Raw genomic sequence first — 4,783 nt, 5'->3', positions numbered from 1 at the left:
CTCGCACCGCTCCGGCGGAGGAGAGGCCAGCGCCTAAGCAAGAAAGCGCCGCCGAACCCCCAACCGCCGGGCCTGTCCCTCGGCGGTTTTTTTTCGCCTCTGCTTTTGTATCTACCGACTCGTCGCCAGGAGAAACCGATGAATGCCCTGTCCACCAACGCCCCCGACGGCTGGGCCCCGCCCGCCGACAAGACCAGCCAGACCGATGACGAGCGCATCGAAAACGTGATGCCGCTGCCGCCCCCGGAGCACCTGATCCGCTTCTTTCCGGTGCGCGGCACGCCGGTCGAGGCGCTGGTCGGCAACACCCGGCGCGCCATCCGCGAAATCATGGCGGGCACTGACGACCGGCTGCTGGTGGTGATGGGGCCTTGCTCGATCCACGATCCGGTGGCCGCCGTGGACTACGCCCGAAAGCTCAAGGCGGAGCGGGACCGCTACGCCGGCACGCTGGAGATCGTGATGCGCGTGTACTTCGAGAAGCCGCGCACCACGGTCGGCTGGAAGGGCCTCATCAACGACCCCTACCTCGACGAGAGCTTTCGCATCGACGAGGGTCTGCGCATCGCCCGCCAGTTGCTGATGGAGATCGGCCGCCTGGGCCTGCCGGCCGGCAGCGAGTTTCTCGACGTGATCTCGCCACAGTACATCGGCGACCTCATTTCCTGGGGCGCAATCGGCGCGCGCACCACCGAGAGCCAGGTGCACCGGGAGCTGGCTTCAGGCCTGAGTGCGCCGATCGGCTTCAAGAACGGCACCGACGGCAACATCCGCATCGCCACCGACGCGATCCAGTCGGCCGGCCGTCCGCACCACTTCCTGTCGGTGCACAAGAACGGCCAGGTTGCGATCGTCGAGACGCGCGGCAACAAGGACTGTCACGTCATCCTGCGAGGCGGCAAGGCGCCGAACTACGACGCCGCCAGCGTGGCGGCGGCATGCGCCGATCTGACGGCGGCCAAGCTGCCGGCCAGCCTGATGGTCGACTGCTCGCATGCCAACAGCGCCAAGCAACACCAGCGACAGGTCGAGGTGGCAAAGGATATCGGTCAGCAGATTGCCGGCGGCAGCCGGCAGGTGTTCGGCGTGATGGTCGAGAGCCACCTCCACGCCGGCGCCCAAAAGTTCAGCGCCGGCCGCGACGACCCCACTCAGCTGGCCTACGGCCAGAGCATCACCGATGCCTGCATCGGCTGGGACGATTCGCTGGCGGTGCTGGAGGTGTTGAGTGGGGCGGTGAAGGCGCGGCGCGGCTAGTGCCCTGCCCGCGCCGCCGAACGAGGCAGCCGCTGTGAAGCAAGGTCCCCGCGAGCGGGAACGTGGCTGCGCAGCCTTGCCGAATGGGATGCCCTTTTGCCGGCACAACGTAAGGTGGAGGAAAACCCAGCCTGAAACACGCGGGCGCATGTTTCGCAAAGCGCAAGGCCCGCCCGAGGCCCACCGCTCCGTCAGTCCGGGCTGGCCTGCATCCTCGCGCTATGCCAGTACACGTCGTCGCCGCCCAGGCCGTCGAGGTTCGCCCGGTTGAGCACCCGAGCCAGCACGAACAGCAAATCGCTCAGTCGATTGAGGTACAGCCGCGGCGCCCCACGCACGGCGTCGGGCTCGGTGCGAGCCAGCGCGATCACGGTGCGCTCGGCGCGCCGCGCTACGGTACGGCCGACGTGCGCGAGCGCGGCGCTGCGCGTGCCGCCCGGGAGGATGAACTCCTGCAGCCGCGGCAGCGCGGCGTTGTGCTCGGCGAGCGCAGCATCCAGCGACAACACCGCCTCGTCCTTGAGCAGCGCATAGCCCGGGATCGACAGCTCACCGCCCAGGTTGAACAGCTCATGCTGGATGTCGACCAGGAGATCGCGCACCGGCGCCGGCAAGGGTTCGCACAGCAGCACGCCGAGGGTCGAGTTGAGCTCGTCCACGTCGCCCATCGCCTGGACGCGAAGGTGATCCTTGGCGACGCGGCTGCCGTCGCCCAGGCCGGTGGTGCCATCGTCGCCGGTGCGCGTGGCGATCTGGGACAGTCGATGGGCCATGCGTCGATGCTAGCAGCGCCCCCGGGTCAACGATGTGCGCTCGAACAAGAGCGCAAGCCTTGCCTGGATCACCACTTCGACGCGGCCGGGGCGGCTCCCTACAATTGCGCCGCAACGCAAGGCCGCTCAGGAGAACCGCCCCCATGAACGCTCCGGTCGAACTGCTGCCCCAGCTGGCTCCTCGGCCGATACCCGCCGTGATGCTGGACGCGCTCGGAGCCCGCTTCGGCGCGCGCTGCTCGACCGCCCGAGCGGTGCGCGAGCAGCACGGCCGCGACGAATCGCCTTTCGACGTGCCGCCGCCGGATGCCGTGGTCTATTGCGAGTCGACCGAGGAGGTGAGCTTCGTCGTCGCGCTCGCCAATGCGCATGCGGTGCCCGTGATCGCCTACGGTGCCGGCTCCTCGCTCGAAGGGCACCTGCTGGCGGTTCAAGGCGGCGTCAGCCTCGACCTGAGCCGCATGAACCGCGTGCTGCGCGTCGATGCCGAGGACCTGACGATCACCGTGCAGGCCGGCGTGACCCGCAAGCACCTCAACGAGCACATCCGCCACGAGGGCCTGTTCTTCCCAATCGACCCCGGCGCCGACGCCTCGATCGGCGGCATGGCCGCCACCCGCGCCAGCGGCACGAACGCCGTGCGCTACGGCACGATGCGCGAGAACGTGCTGAGTTTGACGGTGGTCACGGCAAGCGGCGAGACCATCCGCACCGGCACCCGCGCACGCAAGAGCAGCGCCGGCTACGACCTGACGCGGCTGTTCGTTGGCAGTGAAGGCACCCTGGGCGTGATGACCGAGATCACGCTCAAGCTCCATCCGCTGCCCGAGGCGATCAGCGCGGCGGTTTGCAGCTTTCCGAGCATCGACGCGGCGGTGCGCACGACGATCCGCATCATCCAGACCGGCGTGCCGATCGCGCGCTGCGAGCTGCTCGACGCGCATGCCGTGCGAGCGGTGAATGCGCATGACCGCCTGGGCCTGCGCGAGGCCCCGCTGCTGCTGATGGAGTTCCACGGCAGCCCGGGCAGCGTGCAGGAGCAGGCCGAGACGGTGCAGGCCATCGCGGCGGAGTTCGGCGGCGAGGACTTCGACTGGGCGACCACGCCCGAGGCGCGCACGCGGCTGTGGACCGCCCGCCATCACGCCTACTTGTCGGCATTGCAGACGCGGCCGGGCTGCCGCGCCGTGACCACCGACACCTGCGTGCCGATCTCGCGGCTGGCCGAGTGCATCGACGAGACGGTCAACGAGGTCGATGCCAGCGGCCTGTCCTACTTCATCGTCGGCCATGTGGGCGACGGCAACTTCCACGTCGGCTATCTGATCGATCCCCTGCAGCCGCAGGAGCGCGAGACGGCCGAACGGCTCAATGCGCAGCTGGTGGCCCGTGCACTGCGGCTCGAGGGCACGTGCAGCGGCGAGCACGGCATCGGCCTGCACAAGATGGGCTTTCTTATCGACGAAGCCGGCGCGGGCGGCGTGGCGCTGATGCAGGGCATCAAACGCGCGTTCGACCCGAACAACATCCTCAATCCGGGCAAGGTTTTTGTGCTGTGAGCCGCTGACCGGGGGGTGGCCCGTGGCAACACCTGCTTGCGCCGGCTCACGCCTGCGCGGCCCTCGCTGGGGACCACCGTCGACATGATCAACATGGCTTTCCTCGCCCTGGCGCTCACGCGTCCCACGCTGGTCGGCGCGCTGGCGCCTTCGTCACGCCGGCTGGCGTGCGCAATGGCTGAGCAGGTGGGATCGGCAAGCGCGGTCATCGAGCTCGGCGCCGGGACCGGCGCGGTGACCGCCGCACTGCGCGCCGTGGCGCCGCATACGCCGCTGCTTGCCGTGGAGCTGCAACGCCACCTCGCGGCCGGCCTCAAGCGACGCTTTCCCGACGTCGAGCTCAGCTGCGCAGCCGCTCACGAGGTGCTCCAGGAGCGCACCGCGGCGCCTGGCGACACGGTGCTGGTGTCGTCGCTGCCCTTTCGCAGCCTGCCCGAGCCCTTGCGCACGACCACCGTGCAGTCGCTGCTGGTGTTCGTCGAGGCACACCCCGGACGCCGCCTGGTGCAGTACACCTACCAACCCCGCGCACCGTTCGCACTGCCGCGCGCGAGCCGGCTGCAATGGACGCTGCGCGAGGTGGTGTGGGGCAATCTGCCGCCCGCCGGCGTGTGGGTGCTGAAAAGCGTCGGCGCCGCCTGATGAGCCGTTGAGCGACCGCTAGCTCCGGTATTCGCCGGGCGCCCTGACCAGGAACCGGCTTGTGGACATGGCGGCCGCAGGCGCAGCAGGGGGTGGGCACTTGGCCCGCAATGAGACGGATCAGTGCCGCGGACCCATCACCGTCCAGCGCTTCTCGACTTCGCCCTCGCTGTCCACGCTCTCCAGGTGTGCGTCGAACCCCCAGAGCCGCGCCACGTGCTTGAGCACTTCCTGCGTCGCATCGCCCATGGGGCGGGCGTTGTGCTGCGTGTGCCGCAGGGTGAGCGAGCGGTCGCCGCGCAGGTTGACGCCCCAGACCTGGATGTTGGGCTCGCGCGAGCCCAGATCGTACTGCCGGGAGAGTGCTTCACGCACCTTGCGGTAGCCGGCTTCGTCGTGGATGGCGCTGACCTCCAGTTCGGGCTCGTCGGAATCGTCCTTGATCGCGAACAGGCGAAATTCGCGCATCAGCCGCGGTGACAGGTACTGGCCGATGAAGCTCTCGTCCTTGAAGTTGCGCATCGCATGGTCGAGCGTCGCCAGCCAGTCGCT

Annotated in this window: 5 protein-coding genes; 3 read left to right on the top strand and 2 right to left on the bottom strand. The window is 68.9% G+C overall.

Annotation, left to right across the window (positions count from 1 at the left end; translation table 11 throughout):
- Nucleotides 1-138 precede the first annotated feature (138 nt).
- A complete protein-coding gene (locus H0W38_RS16715; RefSeq protein WP_292456134.1) occupies nt 139-1,257 on the top strand; it encodes a 3-deoxy-7-phosphoheptulonate synthase in 1,119 nt (372 codons plus the stop codon).
- Between the two features lie 191 nt (nt 1,258-1,448).
- Here H0W38_RS16715 and H0W38_RS16710 read toward each other — a convergent pair whose 3' ends face one another.
- Entirely contained in the window at nt 1,449-2,030 is a 582-nt protein-coding gene (locus tag H0W38_RS16710) for a cob(I)yrinic acid a,c-diamide adenosyltransferase (protein ID WP_292456132.1), read from the bottom strand.
- A gap of 143 nt (nt 2,031-2,173) precedes the next feature.
- Between H0W38_RS16710 and H0W38_RS16705 the strand changes: the two genes are divergently transcribed.
- On the top strand, nt 2,174-3,589 hold the full coding sequence (locus tag H0W38_RS16705) for an FAD-linked oxidase C-terminal domain-containing protein (protein ID WP_292456130.1): 1,416 nt from the start codon (nt 2,174-2,176) through the stop codon (nt 3,587-3,589).
- Nucleotides 3,590-3,682: 93 nt separating this feature from the next.
- Complete coding sequence (locus H0W38_RS16700) at nt 3,683-4,231, top strand: hypothetical protein (protein WP_292456128.1); 549 nt, start codon at nt 3,683-3,685, stop codon at nt 4,229-4,231.
- A 120-nt stretch (nt 4,232-4,351) separates the two neighbouring features.
- Here the strand turns inward: H0W38_RS16700 and H0W38_RS16695 are convergent.
- Nucleotides 4,352-4,783: SpoVR family protein (locus tag H0W38_RS16695; RefSeq protein WP_292456127.1), on the bottom strand; the 432-nt coding region annotated here is incomplete at its 5' end.

The sequence above is a fragment of the Methylibium sp. genome, assembly GCF_013817365.1.
Taxonomy (GTDB): domain Bacteria; phylum Pseudomonadota; class Gammaproteobacteria; order Burkholderiales; family Burkholderiaceae_C; genus Methylibium.
This window is presented reverse-complemented; position numbering and strand designations above follow the sequence as displayed.